The organism is Sphaerisporangium sp. NPDC004334 (assembly GCF_053602655.1).
Genome location: NZ_JBSGDZ010000019.1, coordinates 173621 through 189870, shown reverse-complemented (window position 1 = coordinate 189870; position 16250 = coordinate 173621). Strand labels below are relative to the sequence as shown.

The 16250-nt window shown below is 70.1% G+C and carries 18 protein-coding genes; 8 read left to right on the top strand and 10 right to left on the bottom strand.

From position 1 onward, the window contains the following. The first annotated feature begins 94 nt into the window (after nucleotides 1-94). From ACWEN6_RS25595 to ACWEN6_RS25585, 3 genes are all read left to right on the top strand, one after another. Complete coding sequence (locus ACWEN6_RS25595; protein ID WP_354924632.1) at nucleotides 95-604, top strand: RICIN domain-containing protein; 510 nt, start codon at nucleotides 95-97, stop codon at nucleotides 602-604. A gap of 10 nt (nucleotides 605-614) precedes the next feature. After that, nucleotides 615-1112 (top strand): RICIN domain-containing protein, encoded by a 498-nt coding sequence (locus ACWEN6_RS25590; protein ID WP_452573440.1) that lies wholly within the window; start codon nucleotides 615-617, stop codon nucleotides 1110-1112. Nucleotides 1113-1189: 77 nt separating this feature from the next. Then, nucleotides 1190-1393: a DUF6203 family protein gene (locus ACWEN6_RS25585; protein WP_452573438.1), complete on the top strand. Its 204-nt coding sequence runs from the start codon at nucleotides 1190-1192 to the stop codon at nucleotides 1391-1393. A 19-nt stretch (nucleotides 1394-1412) separates the two neighbouring features. On the opposite strand, the gene ACWEN6_RS25580 is transcribed toward ACWEN6_RS25585, so the two are convergent. Next, complete coding sequence (locus ACWEN6_RS25580; RefSeq protein ID WP_452573436.1) at nucleotides 1413-2723, bottom strand: AI-2E family transporter; 1311 nt, start codon at nucleotides 2721-2723, stop codon at nucleotides 1413-1415. Between the two features lie 155 nt (nucleotides 2724-2878). Then, on the bottom strand, nucleotides 2879-3331 hold the full coding sequence (locus ACWEN6_RS25575; RefSeq protein WP_452573434.1) for a hypothetical protein: 453 nt from the start codon (nucleotides 3329-3331) through the stop codon (nucleotides 2879-2881). A 207-nt stretch (nucleotides 3332-3538) separates the two neighbouring features. Here ACWEN6_RS25575 and ACWEN6_RS25570 point away from each other — a divergent pair, with 207 nt between their 5' ends. After that, nucleotides 3539-4072, top strand: coding sequence for a peptidylprolyl isomerase (locus tag ACWEN6_RS25570; protein ID WP_452573432.1), 534 nt, complete (start codon nucleotides 3539-3541; stop codon nucleotides 4070-4072). A 185-nt stretch (nucleotides 4073-4257) separates the two neighbouring features. Continuing rightward, nucleotides 4258-5133, top strand: a complete 876-nt coding sequence (locus tag ACWEN6_RS25565) for a rhomboid family intramembrane serine protease (RefSeq protein WP_354843983.1) — start codon at nucleotides 4258-4260, stop codon at nucleotides 5131-5133. Nucleotides 5134-5259: 126 nt separating this feature from the next. Here ACWEN6_RS25565 and ACWEN6_RS25560 read toward each other — a convergent pair whose 3' ends face one another. Next, complete coding sequence (locus tag ACWEN6_RS25560) at nucleotides 5260-5505, bottom strand: cell division protein CrgA (RefSeq protein WP_354843986.1); 246 nt, start codon at nucleotides 5503-5505, stop codon at nucleotides 5260-5262. A 252-nt stretch (nucleotides 5506-5757) separates the two neighbouring features. On the opposite strand from ACWEN6_RS25560, the gene ACWEN6_RS25555 reads away from it, so the two are divergent. Genes ACWEN6_RS25555 through ACWEN6_RS25545 form a run of 3 tightly spaced genes read left to right on the top strand, consistent with a single transcriptional unit; the run spans nucleotide 5758 to nucleotide 7157 of the window. Continuing rightward, nucleotides 5758-6372: a class E sortase gene (locus ACWEN6_RS25555; RefSeq protein WP_452573500.1), complete on the top strand. Its 615-nt coding sequence runs from the start codon at nucleotides 5758-5760 to the stop codon at nucleotides 6370-6372. Between the two features lie 57 nt (nucleotides 6373-6429). Beyond that, nucleotides 6430-6588 carry a hypothetical protein gene (locus ACWEN6_RS25550; protein ID WP_354843988.1) on the top strand — a complete coding sequence of 53 codons (159 nt, stop codon included), beginning with the start codon at nucleotides 6430-6432 and terminating at the stop codon, nucleotides 6586-6588. Beyond that, complete coding sequence (locus ACWEN6_RS25545; protein WP_452573430.1) at nucleotides 6585-7157, top strand: anthranilate synthase component II; 573 nt, start codon at nucleotides 6585-6587, stop codon at nucleotides 7155-7157. The genes ACWEN6_RS25550 and ACWEN6_RS25545 overlap by 4 nt, the downstream gene beginning before the upstream one ends. A 241-nt stretch (nucleotides 7158-7398) precedes the next feature. Here ACWEN6_RS25545 and pknB read toward each other — a convergent pair whose 3' ends face one another. The 7 genes from pknB to ACWEN6_RS25510 form a co-directional block, all read right to left on the bottom strand. After that, entirely contained in the window at nucleotides 7399-9267 is a 1869-nt protein-coding gene (pknB, locus tag ACWEN6_RS25540) for a Stk1 family PASTA domain-containing Ser/Thr kinase (RefSeq protein ID WP_452573428.1), read from the bottom strand. Between the two features lie 82 nt (nucleotides 9268-9349). Beyond that, nucleotides 9350-10900, bottom strand: coding sequence for a serine/threonine-protein kinase (locus tag ACWEN6_RS25535; RefSeq protein WP_452573426.1), 1551 nt, complete (start codon nucleotides 10898-10900; stop codon nucleotides 9350-9352). After that, nucleotides 10897-12351 (bottom strand): peptidoglycan D,D-transpeptidase FtsI family protein, encoded by a 1455-nt coding sequence (locus tag ACWEN6_RS25530; RefSeq protein ID WP_452573424.1) that lies wholly within the window; start codon nucleotides 12349-12351, stop codon nucleotides 10897-10899. Before ACWEN6_RS25530 ends, ACWEN6_RS25535 begins: the two co-directional genes overlap by 4 nt. Then, the gene (locus tag ACWEN6_RS25525; RefSeq protein ID WP_354844615.1) at nucleotides 12348-13691 is read right to left on the bottom strand and encodes an FtsW/RodA/SpoVE family cell cycle protein; all 1344 of its coding nucleotides are present in this window, start codon (nucleotides 13689-13691) and stop codon (nucleotides 12348-12350) included. The genes ACWEN6_RS25530 and ACWEN6_RS25525 overlap by 4 nt, the downstream gene beginning before the upstream one ends. Nucleotides 13692-13721: 30 nt before the next feature. Next, on the bottom strand, nucleotides 13722-15014 hold the full coding sequence (locus ACWEN6_RS25520) for a Stp1/IreP family PP2C-type Ser/Thr phosphatase (RefSeq protein ID WP_452573422.1): 1293 nt from the start codon (nucleotides 15012-15014) through the stop codon (nucleotides 13722-13724). Then, on the bottom strand, nucleotides 15011-15478 hold the full coding sequence (locus tag ACWEN6_RS25515; RefSeq protein WP_354844001.1) for an FHA domain-containing protein FhaB/FipA: 468 nt from the start codon (nucleotides 15476-15478) through the stop codon (nucleotides 15011-15013). The genes ACWEN6_RS25520 and ACWEN6_RS25515 overlap by 4 nt, the downstream gene beginning before the upstream one ends. Before the next feature lie 17 nt (nucleotides 15479-15495). Continuing rightward, nucleotides 15496-16236 carry an FhaA domain-containing protein gene (locus tag ACWEN6_RS25510; protein WP_452573420.1) on the bottom strand — a complete coding sequence of 247 codons (741 nt, stop codon included), beginning with the start codon at nucleotides 16234-16236 and terminating at the stop codon, nucleotides 15496-15498. Nucleotides 16237-16250: the final 14 nt, after the last annotated feature.

Below are 16250 nucleotides of genomic sequence, written 5' to 3'. Positions count from 1 at the left end.
GCGCCGACGTGTCGACCGCACCGGTGTCATCACTTGGCGTGTAGCTTCGACTACCGAGAGTAGCGACGCGTACACGTGAAAGGGATCGGACATCATGCGGGGGAAGTTCATCAGAGCGGCTCGGACGTTCGCGGTCGCCTCCGGTTGCGCGGCGGTCCTCGCCGCCGCGACGGGCGCCTCGCCCGCCGTGGGCGCGGCCGCGGCGCCCGGCCCCATCCGCAACCACGCCAACTGGCGGTGCCTGGACGCCGATCTGAACACCATCGGGCCCAACGGCACCAAGGTGCAGCTGTGGAACTGCAACGGCTGGAACAACCAGAAGTGGACCTACGACGTGCGGACGCACACGATCCGCAGCCAGTACAACGGCCGCTGCCTGGACGCCGACCTCAACACCATCGGCGGCAACGGCACCAAGGTCCAGCTCTGGGACTGCAACGGCTGGAGCAACCAGAAGTGGATCTACGACGCCATCAGCCACACGATCTACAGCATGTACAACGGGCGGTGCCTGGACGCCGACCTGAACGGCATCGGCGGCAACGGCACCAAGGTCCAGCTCTGGGACTGCAACGGCTGGGCCAACCAGAAGTGGACCATCTGAGGGGCCTGAGATGCGACGCCACCTTCTCGCAGCGGTAAGCACGCTCCTCGTCGCGGCGGGCTGCCTCGCCGCCACCGCCGCCTCGGCGACCGCCGGCGGCGGCGCCGGGAGCGGCCCCATCCACAACCGCGCCGACGGCCGCTGCCTGGACGCCGACCTCGGCCGCATCGGCAGCAACGGCACCCGCATCCAGCTGTGGAGCTGCAACGGCTGGGCGAACCAGACCTGGAGCTACGACCCGGCCACGCACACCATCAGGAACCTGGTCAACGGCCGCTGCCTGGACGCCGACCGCGGCAACCTCGTCAGGAACGGCACCCGGGTGCAACTGTGGGACTGCAACGGCGGCGCCAACCAGCAGTGGCTGTACGACCGGCGCAGCCACGCCATCTACAGCCTGGCCGGCGGGCGGTGCCTGGACGCCGACCTCAAGGGCGTCGGGAGCAACGGCGCCCGCGTCCACCTGTGGGACTGCAACCGCTGGAGCAACCAGAAGTGGAGGCTGTGACCGCGCGAGCCCCGCACCAGCATGTTCACCGGTCCGGAGGGTAGAGGCAGGCGCAACGACCGGACCGAGGAGAACGCATGAAGAAACTGCTGAAACTCGTGGTGACCCGCTGGCTGGCCCGCACGCCGTTCGGGCTCGTCGTCCTCGGCGTCGGATGGTGGCTGATGCGCAAGCGCCGCGGCGACCAGCCCGGCGAGCGTCGCGACGCGCTGCGCGAGCCCGGCCGCTCGTCCCGCAACCCGTACGTCGGGCGGCGTCCCGTGGCGGGCGGCCGCCGGTAAGGGGCACGGGCTCCCGCGGTCACACCCGTTCCTGGCGAGGGAAGACCACTTCTCTCACCAGGAGCAGGACCGCGGCCGCCAGCGGGATGCCGAGCAGCGCGCCGACGATGCCGAGCAGCGCCCCGCCGAGCAGCGCGCCGATGATCGTGGCGACCGGCGGCACCGCGACCGACGACTTGAACACCGGCGGCGAGATCACGTAGTTCTCGATCTGCTGGTACACGATGAAGAAGATCACACAGGCGATGCCGACCTGCACCGAGGTCAGGAATCCGACGCCGGAGGCCACCACGGCCCCGGCCACCGCCCCGACCATGGGAATGAGGTCGGTCACGGCCACGAAGATGGCCAGGGCCAGCGCGTAGGGCACCTTGAGCACCGACAGGAAGACGAAGGTCACCCCGCCGGCGATCAGGGAGATGATCAGGTTGCCGGCGACGTAGCCGCCGATCTGCCTGAGGATCTCGTCGCCGAGCAGCCGCACGCGCGTCCGCCGGGAACGAGGGACCAGCCGGTACCCGGTCTCCTTGATCGAGTGCAGCGAGCCGAGGAAGTAGAGCGTCAGCACCAGCACCGTGAGCCCGCTGAACAGCGCGCTGATCACGACGCTCGCCACGCCGAGCAGGCCGCCGAACATCTGGCTCGCCAGACTGCCGCTGGTCACGTACTGCTGCAGCTTCTCCAGCACCTGGTAGCGCTGGTCGACCGAGCGGATCACCGGGTGGTTCTGCAGTTGCTGGACGTACTCCGGCAGGTGCTGGATGAAGCCGGTGGTCTGGTCGGTGAGCGGGGGCACGATCGCCAGCCCGAAGGCCACGAAGAATGCGATGACCCCGCCGAACACGATCGTGATCGCCAGGCGGCGCGACAGGTTGCGGCGCTGGAGCGCCTCCACGGCCGGGTTGAGCCCGATCGCCAGGAACAGCGAGATGATGATCAGCACGATGGCGGACCCGGCGGAGGCGATGGACTGCACGAGCAGCCAGGCGGTGAGCACGCCCAGGGCGGCGGTCAGGCCGAACATGAACGGGTTGCTCCGCAACGGACGGCCGGGCCGGCCGAACGGCTGCTCGTACTCCTTGGGGTCGACCTTGCGGGGTTCTCCCGCGCCGTCGCCGGCCGGGTCGCCCGCCGTGCGGGACACCTCGGAGGAACCGGAGGGCGCCGCGGGGCGGGGGTCGCCGGCCACGCCCGCGTCCGTGGGTGCGGCGTCGGACGCGCCGGGGATCTCCGCCGCGTCGGACGCGCCGGGGCTCTCGGCGCCTTCCGCGGGGAACGAGGGGAACACGCTGGAGAGGTCTGCGCGCTCGGAGCTGCCAGTGTCGGACACGCGTCCTTGCTGCCCGGCGGAGGCCGGTTCAGTCCCGCTCCCTGCCTGATAAATGCCGGAATTTCGTGATCAAGGCTGTCGGCTGCGGCGCGTGACCGCCGCCGGACGGCAGGAAGCGCCCCCCGGATGCTCCGGAGGGCGCCTCGCCGCTCGGTTCAGTACATCTTGCGCGAGGTGTCGTCGGCCCTCATGCCGCCTTCCTCGGCGCCGCCCATGTCGTCCACCCTCTCGCCGGGCCACCTGCTGGCATCGGCTCCGGTGTCCTTCATGGTGTCGGCCCACTGGCGGCTGTTGTTGCGGTAGAGCACGATGCCCACCGCGCAGGCCGCCACGCCGGCCGCCAGGGCGAGCATCGACCAGCGGCTCCGCCGTTTGATCGACGGCGCCGGATCGACGCGCTCGGCGGCGCGGGCGAGGAACGCGCTGACCTTCGGCGCGATCTCGTCCTCGACCGAATGAGCCGCACGGTCGAGCATGGGCGCCGCCCAGACGCGGGCGTCCTCGATGCGGTGCGCGGCGACCTCGCGGGCGGTGTGCGCCATCGGACGGACCTGGTCGGCCGTCCGCATGGCCTGGGTCTTCATCCGATCCATCCGCGTGGCCGCCATCGGTATGACCATGCTCACACGGCGTCTTCTCAGTGTCAGGGACACGATAACCTCCCCTGTCCTCGGGGCCCCGCAGGCTCACCTTCCCGATCGAAAGCGGCTCAATCCTGACGCGGCATGGGAGGATGCGGGGTAGGCCATTGCGCCATAGTGGACGAAACAACGCAAATCCGACGGTAATCCGACATATCGAAGGGGGCAGCCCCCGTGGCTGAGAATCTCATCGCAAAACTCCGCACCACTCTGGGTGACGTCAAGCTCCGCCTCTTCCCCGACCACGCGCCCAAGACCGTGCGCAACTTCGTGGAACTGGCCGAGGGCACCCGCGAGTGGACCCACCCCGAGACCGGGCAGAAGACCAACGACAGGCTGTACGACGGCACGATCTTCCACCGGGTCATCCAGGGCTTCATGATCCAGGGCGGCGACCCGCTCGGCCAGGGCATCGGCGGCCCCGGCTACGACTTCGACGACGAGATCCACCCCGACCTGCGCTTCGACCGCCCCTACCTGCTCGCCATGGCCAACGCCGGCAAGCGCTTCGGCAAGGGCACCAACGGCTCGCAGTTCTTCATCACCGTCGTCCCCACCCCGCACCTCAACGGCGCGCACACCATCTTCGGCGAGGTGATCGAAGGGCAGGACGTCGTGGACGCCATCGTCAAGACGCCGACCCGGCAGGACCGCCCGCTCACCGACGTCGTCATCCAGGAGGTCGTGATCGAGCGCGTCCAGTCCTGAGGCGGCCGCGCCCCGGCGGCCTCTGCCGCGAGGCCGCCAGGGGCACACCTCCACGGCCGCACCCGGATGCGGCGATCCACGGCCGCACCTGGATGCGGCGATCCATGGCACCGCGCGCTCGCCGGCGTGCGTAGGGTGGCAGTCTGTGGATAGGCGCGCACAGGTGAAGGGGCCGCGAACAGGCGATGACCACTCAGCCAGACCACCCCAGTCCGTCCGACCGGCCGCAGGACCACTCAGAGCCCGGTCCCTCTGACGCGGTCCCCACCTGTTACCGGCACCCCGACCGCGAGACCTACGTGCGGTGCCAGCGGTGCGAGCGGCCGATCTGCCCCGACTGCATGCGCGAGGCGGCGGTCGGCCACCAGTGCGTCGAGTGCGTGCGCGAGGGCAGCCGCACGGTCCGCCGCGCCGAGGCGCCCTTCGGCGGCAGGCCGGTGACCACTCCGATCGTGACGTGGGCCCTGCTGGCGATCAACGTGCTGGCCTACCTGGGCGAGGTCGTCGCCCCGGCCCAGGTGCTCGGCCGCTTCGAGATGTCGTCCTACGACGTCGCCATGGGCGAGTGGTGGCGGCTGATCACCGGGGCCTTCCTGCACGCACCCCCGCCGTCCTACTGGCACATCCTGTTCAACATGTGGGCCCTGTTCGTCATCGGCCCTCAGCTCGAGAGGATGCTCGGCTCAGTGCGCTTCGCGAGCGTCTACCTGCTCGCGGCGCTCGGCGGCTCGGTCGCCGTCTACCTGTTCGGCTCGGCGGCCGTCGGCGCCTCCGGGGCGATCTATGGGCTGTTCGGCGCGATGTTCGTCGTCGCCCGGCGCCTGGGCTACGACGCCAGGGGCGTGATCTGGCTGATCGGGATCAACGTGGTGCTGACCTTCGTGATCCCGGGCATCAGCTGGCAGGGCCACCTCGGCGGCCTGGTCACCGGAACGCTGGTGACCGCGCTGTTCGCCTACGCGCCCTCGGGAAACCGCAAGGCCGTGCAGCTCGGCACGGTGCTGGTGGTGCTCGCGGCCTGCGTCGCCCTGGTGGCGCTCATGCCCCCGCTGGGGGCCTGAGCGGGGGACGCTTCCCGGGGGAGCCCCGGGCTTGCTTCCCCAGGTTGTGGATAAAACCTGTGGAAAACGTCACTCGCCGTGCGCGTCCGGTCGTGACCGGTTCGGCCGCCGGCGAGTGGACACGCCTCAACGCCAGCGGGTGGACAGCACCACGCCGAAGATGATCAGGACGAAACCGACGCCCAGGTTCCAGTTGCCCAGTGCGGCGATGCCGGGCGTGGTCGGGGCGATGTAGAAGACCGCGATCCACAGGATGCCGATGATCCACGCGACGACCATCGTCGGCGCCAGCCAGCGGGGGCTCACCTTGACCTGCTGCGACTTCTGCGGCGGGGTGTAGACCGCCTTCTTGCGGGTGTTGGACTTGGGCACGGCAGCTCTCCTGGTGGGGCCCGCGCGGTGTCGCGGGCACTGGCAGCCAGCGTAATCGCTGGCCTGTGAAGACCGCAGTAAGCCTAGTCGGCGTAAGCGGCGAACGGCGATTCGCGCGCAAAAAGTAAGTCAAGCGCCGATCGTCGCCAGGACGCCGCGAGAGGCCCTGCCTACGCTGGCTTGCGCAGGCGTGGTCCGCACGCCTCCTCCGCTACTCCGGATATGTCGTGATTATGCCTTCTGGCGGTGGATATGAGGACCCTGCTGCGCACCTGCGGCGAGCTCAGCGTGACCGCCGGCGTGGCCATGCTCCTCTTCTGCGCCTACCTGCTCTGGGGCACCGGCTCCTACACCGAGTGGTACCAGCACATCCTCAAGCAGCAGCTCCGGCAGACCGCCGAAGTGGCCAAGCTCGGCAAGATCCACCTCGGCGACGCCGTCGCGATGATCCGCATCCCCCGCCTCGGGCGCGACTACGAGTACGCCGTCCTGGAGGGGGTCGGCCAGGAGGACCTGCGCCGCGGGCCGGGACACTATCCGGGCACGGCCCGCCCCGGCAAGGTCGGCAACTTCGTGCTGTCCGGCCACCGCACGACCTACGCCGCCCCCTTCAACCGCATCGACGAGCTGCGCCGGGGCGACGCCATCGTCATCGACGCCCCCGAGGCCCGCTACACCTACCGCGTCTCCGGCAAGCAGGTCGTCACGCCGGACCAGGTGGACGTCATAGCGCCGGTGCCCAACCGCCCGGGCGCGCGTCCCACCGAGGCCGTCATCACCCTCACGACCTGCCACCCCGAGTACTCCGCCCGGGAGCGGCTGGTCGTCTACGGCGTCCTGTCCGCCAAGCGTGACCGCCGCACCTGACGGCGGCGCCCCTGCCCGACACTCCCACCGGATCTTTCCCAGGAAGCGAGGCGGCCGATGTACGGATGGCTCTGGCGGGTCATCCCCGGCGGAACCGGGGTCAAGCTGGCGACGATGCTCGTGCTGGCCGGTGCGGCGGGGGTCGTACTCTGGTATTTCGTGTTCCCTTCCCTGGAGCCGCACATGCCCGTCGACCGGGCGACCGTAGGCCGATGAGCCGCGTGCTCGTGGTGGACAATCACGACAGTTTCGTCCACACGATCGTGCAGTACCTCCGCGAGCTGGGCGCCGACTGCGACGTCCGGCCACGCGACCATGTACGCCTCCAGGACGCCGAGGGCTTCGACGGCGTGCTCATCAGCCCCGGCCCGGGAACACCGGAGGCCGCCGGGGTGAGCGTGCCCCTGGTGGGCTTCTGCGCCGAGCGCGACCTCCCCCTGCTCGGCGTCTGCCTCGGCCACCAGGCCATCGCCGTCGCCTACGGGGCCGCCGTGGCCCGGGCCCCCGAGCTGATGCACGGCCGCACGAGCGAGATCGTCCACGACGGCGAGGGCGTGTTCGCCGGGCTGCCCTCGCCGGTCACCATGACCCGCTACCACTCGCTCGCCGTCGTCCCCGGCACCCTGCCCGAGACGCTGACCGTCACTGCCGCCACCGGCGCCGGCGTCATCATGGGCGTGCGGCACGCCACCGCGCGGGTCGAAGGCGTGCAGTTCCACCCCGAGTCCGTCCTCTCCCGGCACGGGCACGAACTTCTCGGAAATTGGCTCGCCCAAATCGTGTAACGCCGGGCGGGTCTGAGACGACTACCGAATGAGGGTCTCCGCCGTCGCCCCCGAGCGGCGGAGACCCTCTTCTCATGTCCGGCCCCGAGTGCGTCCCGCCGCCGGCCCGCCCTCCCCGCCTCCTCGGGCAGCCACGCATCTCCGGCAGCCCCTTAGCCCCTGTCGGTCGCCTTCGCGCCCACGGGAAAGCCCCTCCCCGGACGCCGGGAAGGGGCTCACACCGCGCTGAGCGGACGGCGTGTCAGTTGCCGAAGTTGTCCGGCGGCGGGTCGCTGAACGGGTCGTCGGTCGGCTGCTCGTTCGGGTCGGTCGGCTGCTGGTTGGGGTCGGTCGGCTGGTCGGTGGGCTGGTCGGTCGGGAAGGTCTCCTCCGGCGGCCCCGAGGACACCACCAGCGTGATCGTCATGCCAGGGGTGAGCTTGGAGCCCGGCTTCGGGCTCATGCTGATGACGTTGCCCTGGGGGACGTCCGCGCTGGTCTGCTCGACGGTCCTGACCTTGAAGCCCGCGCCGCGCAGGGTGGCCGTGGCCTCCTTGGCGGTCTGGCCGGTGACATCCGGCACCTCGGTCTGCGCCTTGGGCACGTAGATCTTGACGATGCTTCCCTCGTCGACCTTCTCGCCCGCGGCCGGCTTGCTCTGGAAGACCTTCTGCTGCTCCTTGCCGGAGACGACGCTGACCACCTGCACGTTGAGGTTGTTCTTCTTGAGCGTCTCAGTGGCCTCGTCCACCGTGGTTCCGACCACGTCCGGCACGACCGCCTGCTTGATGCCCTTGGAGACCTTCAGCTGGACGGTGGCGCCCTTGGCGGCCTTCTCGCCGGCCGCGGGCTCGGTGCCGATGACGGTGCCCTTGTCGACGTCGGAGCTGAACTCCTGGACGACCTCGACCTTCAGGCCCTGGTCTTCCAGCTTGGCCTTGGCGGCGTCCTCGGTCTGCCCCTTCACCAGCGGGATGGAAACCTCGCTCGCGGTCTGCTGCCCGCCGCCGTCGGAGCTCAGGAAGGCGTAGCCGATGCCGATGAAGGCGCCGATCACCAGCAGCGGGATGAGGATCCACGCGGCGGTCTTGAGCGCGGTGTTGCCGCCGGAGGCGGCCCGCCGGCGCTCGTACCGGCCGCCGCCGCCACCCGCCTGCGTCGGGGCGTACTCGTAGGGCGGCACCGCGTTCGTGCGCTGGGTGGCCGGCCCGCCCGGCGCCTGCAGCGTGCGGGTCTGCTGGCCGGTGTAGTTGTTGTTGCTGATCGCCATCGTGTGCGCGGCGTCGACCGGCATGCCGCTCAGGGCCCGCTGGATGTCGGCGCGCATCTCGGCGGCGCTCTGGTAGCGGTGCGCCGGGTCCTTGGCCATGGCCTTCAGGACGATGGCGTCGGCCCACTTGGGGATGTCGGGGTCGATCTGCGACGGCGGGATCGGGTCTTCGCGCACGTGCTGGTAGGCGATGGCCACGGGGGAGTCGCCGGTGAAGGGCGGCTGGCCGGTGAGCAGCTCGTACAGCACGCAACCGGTGGAGTAGATGTCGCTGCGGGCGTCCACGCGCTCACCGCGGGCCTGCTCGGGCGAGAGGTACTGGGCCGTGCCGATGACCTGCGCGGTCTGCGTCATGGTCGCGGCGGAGTCGGCCATGGCGCGGGCGATGCCGAAGTCCATCACCTTGACGTCGCCGGCGAGCGTGATCATGACGTTGGCCGGCTTGATGTCACGGTGGACGATGCCGCCGCGGTGGCTGTAGTCCAGCGCGCGCAGGATGCCGTCGACCAGCTCGGCCGCGCGCTCCGGCAGCAGGCGCCGGTCCGCCCGCAGCAGGTCGCGCAGGGTGCGCCCGTCGACGAACTCCATGACGATGTACGGCACGGGGGTGGCGTCCGTCATGTCCTCGCCGGTGTCGTACACCGCGACGACCGAGGGGTGGTTCAAAGACGCCGCGGACTGTGCCTCGCGGCGGAAACGGGCCTGGAAGGTGTGGTCCCTCGCCAGATCAGAACGGAGTGTCTTGATCGCGACAACTCGGTCCAGCCGGATGTCCCGGGCGCGATACACCTCGGCCATGCCGCCGCGCCCGACGACTCCGTCGAGCTCATAGCGACCACCGAGTAGCCGAGGCTGAGTCATTTCCTGCACAGTCCCTTGCCGTTCATCTTGGGTACCGGCCCGCGGTGCGGCTGCCGGTGTCCATCATCGACCCCCCACCGCATTACGTCTCCCCGTTCGGGGGGATTGTGGTGCTTGCGGATGCACTGGGGCTTGGCGTCTCACTCGGCGTGGGGGTCGGTGTGGGCGTCGGAGTAGGGGTCGGAGTAGCGGACGGGGTCGGCGTCGGCGTGCGCGGCCGGGTGGGCGTGGCCGACGTGCTTACCGTAGCCGACCGTGACGCCGACGGCTTGACAGACTTCACCGGTTTGGGTCGAACGGATGCCGCTGACGTGCGCGTCGGCGACGACGACACCGGGCCGCCGGTCACCGGATCGGACGGCGCGCTCGGCCCGCCGTCCGTCCCCAGCTCGGGGATCCCGCCGGTCGCCAGCGCGCCGAACCCGACGGCGGCCGCGCACCCCGCGGCGGCGAACAGCCCGATCGCCCGGCGCCGGCGGCGGCGCCCCGGCGGCGGAAGCGGCCGGGGATGCCCCGGCCCGGGGCCGGGGCCCGCCGGAGGACGGCCGATGCGGGTGGGCGTGGCGGGCGGGACGTTCGCGGTGGTGTCGTCGTACAGACCGCCGAAGCCGTCGGCCACCGGAGTCACCGCGCCGGCCGCCGGAGTGACCGCGCCGGCTCCCGGAAGGACCGCGCCGGTCGCCGGAAACGCGGCGCCGGCCGGTGGGACGGGCGCGGCGCCCGGCCCGAACGGCCGGCCGGACTCCTCGACGGCCCTGCGCACGGCGAAGCCGGATGGATCGGTCAGCATGCTCAGGTGCGAGTCATGGGCCTTCACCAGCGAGTCGCGCAGCACCATCGCCCGGTCGGCCAGCTCGCGGGCGGTGGGCGGGCGGTGCTCGGGGGCCTTGGCCAGCATGGCCGCGACCAGGTCGCGCACCGGCCGCGGCACGGTCTCCGGCAGAGGGGGCACCTGCTCGTTCAGGTGGCGCAGGGCGATCGCGACCTGGTTGCCGCCCGTGAACGGCGGCTGCCCGGTCAGGCACTCGTAGGCCACCACGCCGAGGGAGTACAGGTCGGTCGAGGAGGTGAGCGTGCTGCCGGATGCCTGCTCGGGACTGACGTACTGCGCGGTGCCGAGCACGGTGCCCGTCATGGTGATGCGCGAGCCCTCCAGGGCCCGCGCGATGCCGAAGTCGGTGACCTTGATGAGTCCGGCCTCGGTGACCAGCAGGTTGCCCGGCTTGACGTCGCGGTGGATGATGCCCGCCTGGTGCGCCGTGTGCAGGGCGCGCGCGGTCTGGCCGATGACGTCGAGGGTGGCCTCGGGGCTGATCGTGCCGTTGCGGCCGAGGATCGCCGACAGCGGCTCGCCGGTCACCAGCTCCATCACCAGGTAGGCCAGGTCGTCCTGCTCGCCGTAGTCGAAGATCTGGGCGATGCCGGGATCGGACAGCGCGGCGGTGATGCGCGCCTCGTTGCGGAAGCGCTCGCGGAACTCCGGGTCGGCGGCCACGTGCCGGCGCAGCAGCTTCACCGCGACGTCGCGGGCGAGCAGCCGGTCGGTGGCGCGCCAGACCTCGCCCATGCCGCCGGCGGCGATGCGCCCGGTCAGCCGGTAGCGGTCGTTCAGCACCCGGTCGGCGAAGCTCACTGGCCGAGCACCGCCTGCATCACGTCGTGCGCGATCGGCGCCGCGACGACGCCGCCGGTGGCGTCGTTGCCGGCGCTGCCGGACTCGACGAAGACCGCGACCGCGACCTTCGGGTCCTCGGCGGGGGCGAAGGCGATGAACCAGGCGTGCGAGGCGGCGCCCTTCGCGGTCTCGGCCGTGCCCGTCTTGCCGGCCACGGTGATGTTCGGAAGCTGGGCGGCGGTGCCGGTGCCGTTCTGCACCACGCTGATCATCATCTGGCGCAGCTTGTCGGCGACGTCGGGGCTGATCGCCTCGTCGAGCTCCTGCGGGCGCGCCTTGTCGATCTCGTCGCCGTCCGGGCTGAGGATCTTGTTGACCAGGTAGGGCTTCATGACCTTGCCCTCGTTGGCCACGCCGGCGGCCACCATGGCCATCTGCAGCGGCGTCATCTGGTTGCTGCGCTGCCCGATCGCCGTCTGCGCCAGCGCGGCCTTGCCCTCGTCGGAGCCGATGTCGCTCTTGACCACGTTCAGCGGGATGTTCATCTCCTGGCCGATGCCGAACTTCGCGGCCTGTTCCTGGAGCTTGTCGTAGCCCATCTCCAGCGCCATCGTGCCGAACGCCGTGTTGCACGAGATCGTCAGCGCGTCGATGAGCGTGGCCCGCCCGCCGCACGACTCGCCGTGGTAGTTGCGCAGGCCGATGGTGGTGCCCGGCAGCGGCAGGATGTCCGGCGCGTCCACCGTCGTGTTCACATCGCGCGACTCGTCCTCGCTGAGGTACGCCGCCGAGGTGATCACCTTGAACGTCGAGCCGGGGGCGTAGGTCTTGCTGGTGGCCCGGTTGATCAGGGGCTCGTTGTCGTCGGCCTCGAGTTTGTTGTAGACCCTGGCGGCCTTGGCCTTGTCGGGCACGGCCATCGGGCCGGGGTCGTAGCTCGGCACCGACACCATGGTGAGCACCGCGCCGGTCTTCGGGTCCAGCGCCACCACCGCGCCGCGCTTGCCGCTCTTCTGCATGCCCTCGTAGGCGACCCGCTGCGCCTTGGGCACCAGGGTCAGGTCGACCGCCGCGCCGCGCGTCGGCTTGCTGGTGATCAGGTCGACCGTGCGGCGGACGAACAGGTCGGGGTGGCTGCCGTTGAGGTACTGATTCTCGGCGTTCTCGATGCCGCGCTCGCTCTCGGGCGCGAAGAACCCGATGACCGGCGCGAAGACCGGGCCGTCGACGTACTTGCGCTGGAAGCGGAAGTCCTTCCCCGCGCCGGTGTCGACCGACTTGGCCAGCGTCTCGCCGCCCGCGGTGATCATGCCGCGCTCGCTCTCGTAGCGGGCGAAGAAGCTGCGCTTGTTGCGGTTGTCCGCGCGGAGCTGGTCGGCCTTGACCGCCTGGAGGTAGTTCACGTTGATCATCAACAGGGCGAACATGGCCAGGCAGGCGACCGCCGCCCGCTTGAGCGTGCCGTTCATCGCTGGAACACCTGCGTCAGCCCCTCGTCCTGGATCGCCTGCGGCGGCGGCCGGCGTGCCGCGTCAGACATGCGTACCAGAAGCGCGATAAGAATCCAGTTCGCCAGCAGGGCCGACCCGCCCTGCGACATGAACGGCGTGACCAGGCCGGTCAGCGGGATCAGGTTGGTCACGCCCCCGACGATGATGAACACCTGCCAGGCCAGGATGAACGACAGACCCCCCGCCAGCAGCTTGCTGAACGGGTCGCGGGCCGCGATGGAGGTGCGCAGGCCGCGCTCGACGATCAGCGCGTACACCATGAGCAGCGCCATCAGGCCGGTGAGCCCGAGCTCCTCGCCGGTGGCGGCGAAGATGAAGTCGGAGAACGACAGCGGGATCAGGTACGGGTGGCCCTGGCCGAGCCCGGTGCCGAGGATGCCGCCGGACCCCATGCCGAACAGGCCCTGCATGAGCTGCTCGCTGCCGCCCACGCGGTTGAACAGCTCAGGGTCGCCCGGGTTCAGCCAGACCTGGAAGCGGTCGCCGACGTGGCTGAACAGCTGCCCGGCGACGAACGCGCCGCCCGCGAACAGCAGCACGCCGATGAGCACCCACGACGTGCGCTGGGTGGCGACGTAGAGCATCGCGATGAAGGCGCCGAACAGCAGCAGGGAGGTGCCGAGGTCCTTCTCCAGGACCAGGACCCCGACGCTGACGACCCAGGTGATGAGCACCGGGCCGAGGTCGCGGGCGCGGGGCAGGTCGATGAAGAGCAGACGGCGGCCGGCCAGCGCCAGCACGTCGCGCTTGGCCACCAGGTAGCCGGCGAAGAAGACGACCAGCGCCAGCTTGGCGAACTCGCCGGGCTGGATGGAGAAGCCGCCGACCTGGACCCAGATGCGCGCGCCGTTGATCTGCTTGCCCAGAAAAGGGGTCATGGGCAGGATGAGCAGCCCGAGGCCCACGAAGCCCGCGGTGTAGGTCATGCGCTGCAGCGCCCGGTGGTCGCGCAGCACGATGAGCGTGGCGGAGAACATCACGACGCCGAGCGCGGTCCAGAAGAGCTGGGTATTGGCCGAGGCGAGCTTCGTGGCCAGCTCGAGGCGGTAGATCATCACCAGGCCGAGGCCGTTGACCAGCGTCACCAGCGGAAGAATCAGGGGGTCGGCCCAGGGGGCGAACTTGGCCAGCACGAAATAGGCGGCCAGCATCAGGCCGCCGAGGCCGAGCCCGTAGCCCAGCATGCCGGCGGGAACCTTGCCGCCCTCACCCAGACCGACGTTGGCGTAGGCGACCATGACGATCGCGACGGCGAAGGCGAGCATGACAAGCTGCGCCCCGCGCCGTTTCGCGGTCATGGGGACGGCCGCGTCGTCTACGGCACTCACTTACGAGGACTCCGTGGGGGTCGGGGAAGCCGTCGGCTGCGTGGACTTCTGGTCGCCGCCGGACTTGGCCTTGAGGTCGTTGATCTTCGTCTGTCCTGACCGGAGGTCGGCCACGGGGATGCCCCGCCGCACCTGCTCGCGCTCCGGCTCGGGGATGGACGACACCGACAGGCCGGTGCTCTGTGCGACGGAATTCAGTTGGATCGGTCCGATGGTGGTGTCAACCCCGCGAAACAAGACTAGCTCGTCGCCTTTGGCGCCGACGTAGTACTGCTCCTGTGTCCAGCGGTACCCGAAATAGCCACCACCTCCCACGACCACCGCGAGAAGCCCCACCACGACCACGGCCACCGGCCACGCGCGCCGCCGCTTGACACGCCGCGGGGCGGCCACGGCGTTCGCCGCCGGGCCGCCCGCGGGTTCGTCATCCAGGTCGTCGTCCACGATCACAGGCTGGGGAGCGGTGATCGTGGACGCGCGCCCCGCCGGCGTGTCGGGAGGCTGGGAACGCAGCCGGTTGGACCCGGCGGCGCCCACGACCGCGGCGTCACCCGCCACGACCTGGCCTTCCTCGATCTCGACGACGTCGGCGACGATGCAGGTGATGTTGTCGGGGCCGCCGCCCCGGTTGGCGAGGTCGATGAGCTGGCGGACGACCTGGTCCGGCTCGTCGACGGTGGTCAGGGTGTGGTGCAGGGTCTCGGCGCTGACGACGCTGGACAGGCCGTCCGAGCAGAGCAGATAGCGGTCGTTGATCTGCGCTTCGCGAAGCGACAGATCTGGATCGACCTCGCCGCTGCCGTCGAGGGCGCGCAGCAAGATCGAGCGCTGAGGATGACTGGCGGCTTCCTCCTGCGTGATCCTCCCGTCATCCACGAGCGACTGCACCAGGGTGTGATCGTGTGTGATCTGGTACAGCTCGCCGTTGCGGAGCAGGTAGGCGCGGGAGTCGCCGACGTGGACGAGGGCGACGCGGGTGCCCGACCACAGCATGGCCGTGAGTGTGGTGCCCATGCCCTTGAGGCTGGGATCACGGCCGACCATCTCGTGCAGCTTGCGATTGGCGTCGCGCACCGCGGCCTCGATGGCGCTGAGCAGGTCACCCCCGGAGGCGTCCCGGTCGAGGGACGACATGGCGGTGATGGCGACCGAACTGGCCACCTCACCGTGAGCGTGCCCGCCCATGCCGTCTGCGACGGCGAGCAGGCGCGGGCTCGCGTACGCCGAGTCCTCGTTTCCTTCGCGGAGGAGGCCGACGTCCGAGCGGGCGGCGTAGCGGAGTGCGATTGTCATTTGCGCAATTCGATGACGGTTTTACCGATGCGGATCGGCTGGCCGAGGTGCACCGGAGTCGGGCGGGTCACTTTGGAGCGGTCGAGATAGGTGCCGTTGGTCGAGCCGAGGTCTTCCACGATCCACTGACCGTCCTGGGGGAACAGCCGGGCGTGCCGGCTGGAAGCGTAATCGTCGCTGAGAACCAGCGTGGCGTCATTCGCCCGACCGATAGTGATTGGCGTCTCCGTGAGGTTGATGATGGTTCCTTGCAGGGGACCACCCGTAACGACCAGTTGTTTCGGCTCCCCCTTCTTCGGCTTGGCTGGTTGGCGAGCGGGCTTGACGGGTTTGCGCGCGGCCGCGGGAGCGGTCGAGCGTGATCCGAACAAGTCTGTCCGGATCACTCCCACCGCGGCAATCACAAAGAACCACAGCACCGCGAGGAACGCGAGCCGGATCAGCAGCAGAGTGAGCTCGGACATGGACCGTCTGTCTACCCTTAATCGCGCCGGAACACCAGAGTCGTGCGCCCCAAGGTCACGCGGGTGCCGTCCTGGAGCTCGATCCGGCGAACCGGCTGGCCGTTGACGAATGTGCCGTTGGTTGAACCGAGATCGACGAGGGCCACTGTCGGCCCCTCGACCCTGAGCTCGGCGTGGTGCCTGGAGACGCCTGGGTCCACCAGCCGCAGATCGCAGTCGGTGCCCCGCCCGAGGAGCGTCACAGGGGTCGTGAGGTCGAAGGACCGCTGCCCCTGCGGGTCGTCCTGGGTGGACACCAGCAGGCGCGGACGGCCGGCGAACGCGCCCGGCTTGCTCGCCGGGAGATCACTGACGGGCTGCCGGATCTCGTCCTGCTCGACCGTCGCCCCCCTGATCACCCCCGAGCGGATGCGGAACAGGCCCACCGCCAGATCGTCGGCGGTCTCGAAGCGCACCCGGACAGGTCCCACGAACGAGTACCCCTGCTCCTTGGCGTACTCCCTGGCGAGGTTGGCGAGCTCGTGGCCGATGCTGTCGGCGTACACCTCCAGCCGCTCGCTGTCGGTCGTGGACAGCTCCACCACGAAGTCGTTCGGCACAAGCGTGCGGCCCTGCGCCACGATCGCGGCCCGTTCGTCCATCTCCCGCTGAACCGCGCTGGCGACCTCGACCGGCTGAAGGTCAGATTTGAACGCCCGCGCAAAGGCCCCCTCGACCAAGCCTTCGAGCCTTCGCTCGAAGCGCTGAAGGACTCCCACCGGGTACCTCCCTT

What these genes read in the sequence shown, in the direction of transcription:
- ACWEN6_RS25595 (WP_354924632.1), top strand. Translation starts at nt 95, where the DNA reads ATGCGGGGGAAGTTCATCAGAGCGGCTCGGACGTTCGCGGTCGCCTCC.
- ACWEN6_RS25590 (WP_452573440.1), top strand. Translation starts at nt 615, where the DNA reads ATGCGACGCCACCTTCTCGCAGCGGTAAGCACGCTCCTCGTCGCGGCG.
- ACWEN6_RS25585 (WP_452573438.1), top strand. Translation starts at nt 1,190, where the DNA reads ATGAAGAAACTGCTGAAACTCGTGGTGACCCGCTGGCTGGCCCGCACG.
- ACWEN6_RS25575 (WP_452573434.1), bottom strand. Translation starts at nt 3,331, where the DNA reads ATGGCGGCCACGCGGATGGATCGGATGAAGACCCAGGCCATGCGGACG.
- ACWEN6_RS25565 (WP_354843983.1), top strand. Translation starts at nt 4,258, where the DNA reads ATGACCACTCAGCCAGACCACCCCAGTCCGTCCGACCGGCCGCAGGAC.
- ACWEN6_RS25555 (WP_452573500.1), top strand. Translation starts at nt 5,758, where the DNA reads ATGAGGACCCTGCTGCGCACCTGCGGCGAGCTCAGCGTGACCGCCGGC.
- ACWEN6_RS25550 (WP_354843988.1), top strand. Translation starts at nt 6,430, where the DNA reads ATGTACGGATGGCTCTGGCGGGTCATCCCCGGCGGAACCGGGGTCAAG.
- ACWEN6_RS25545 (WP_452573430.1), top strand. Translation starts at nt 6,585, where the DNA reads ATGAGCCGCGTGCTCGTGGTGGACAATCACGACAGTTTCGTCCACACG.
- pknB (WP_452573428.1), bottom strand. Translation starts at nt 9,267, where the DNA reads ATGACTCAGCCTCGGCTACTCGGTGGTCGCTATGAGCTCGACGGAGTC.
- ACWEN6_RS25530 (WP_452573424.1), bottom strand. Translation starts at nt 12,351, where the DNA reads ATGAACGGCACGCTCAAGCGGGCGGCGGTCGCCTGCCTGGCCATGTTC.
- ACWEN6_RS25525 (WP_354844615.1), bottom strand. Translation starts at nt 13,691, where the DNA reads ATGACCGCGAAACGGCGCGGGGCGCAGCTTGTCATGCTCGCCTTCGCC.
- ACWEN6_RS25520 (WP_452573422.1), bottom strand. Translation starts at nt 15,014, where the DNA reads ATGACAATCGCACTCCGCTACGCCGCCCGCTCGGACGTCGGCCTCCTC.
- ACWEN6_RS25515 (WP_354844001.1), bottom strand. Translation starts at nt 15,478, where the DNA reads ATGTCCGAGCTCACTCTGCTGCTGATCCGGCTCGCGTTCCTCGCGGTG.